The organism is Bacillus cereus (assembly GCF_015071065.1).
Taxonomy (GTDB): Bacteria; Bacillota; Bacilli; order Bacillales; family Bacillaceae_G; genus Bacillus_A; species Bacillus_A cereus_BA.
Genome location: NZ_VOVA01000088.1, coordinates 1 through 527 on the forward strand (window position 1 = coordinate 1; position 527 = coordinate 527).

Genomic DNA, 527 nt, shown 5'->3' on the forward strand with positions numbered 1-527 from the left:
ATTCGAACCCGCGACCCCAACCTTGGCAAGGTTGTATTCTACCACTGAACTACTTCCGCAAGACATGTATGAGATATTTTATTAAAAGTGCGGGTGAAGGGAGTCGAACCCCCACGCCAAAGGCGCCAGATCCTAAGTCTGGTGCGTCTGCCAATTCCGCCACACCCGCATATTTTTTTAAAGAAAATGGTGAGCCATGAAGGATTCGAACCTTCGACCCTCTGATTAAAAGTCAGATGCTCTACCAACTGAGCTAATGGCTCTTAATGGCTGGGCTAGCTGGATTCGAACCAGCGCATGACGGAGTCAAAGTCCGTTGCCTTACCGCTTGGCTATAGCCCAATAATTAAGAAATGGTGGAGGGGGGCAGATTCGAACTGCCGAACCCGAAGGAGCGGATTTACAGTCCGCCGCGTTTAGCCACTTCGCTACCCCTCCGACATATATGGTGGAGGATGACGGGATCGAACCGCCGACCCCCTGCTTGTAAGGCAGGTGCTCTCCCAGCTGAGCTAATCCTCCATTTT

General features: G+C 51.4%; 5 tRNA genes. All 5 read right to left on the bottom strand.

The window, feature by feature from the left end:
- Positions 1-88: 88 nt before the first annotated feature.
- The 5 genes from FT637_RS29590 to FT637_RS29610 all read right to left on the bottom strand — a co-directional run bounded on the left by FT637_RS29590 (position 89) and on the right by FT637_RS29610 (position 522).
- A tRNA-Leu gene (locus FT637_RS29590) sits at positions 89-169 on the bottom strand.
- 18 nt (positions 170-187) lie between these two features.
- Positions 188-263 (bottom strand) — tRNA-Lys (locus tag FT637_RS29595).
- 4 nt (positions 264-267) lie between these two features.
- Positions 268-342, bottom strand: a tRNA-Gln gene (locus tag FT637_RS29600).
- A 12-nt stretch (positions 343-354) separates the two neighbouring features.
- Positions 355-438: transfer RNA gene (locus tag FT637_RS29605), tRNA-Tyr, on the bottom strand.
- A gap of 8 nt (positions 439-446) precedes the next feature.
- Positions 447-522, bottom strand: a tRNA-Val gene (locus FT637_RS29610).
- Between the last annotated feature and the right edge of the window lie 5 nt (positions 523-527).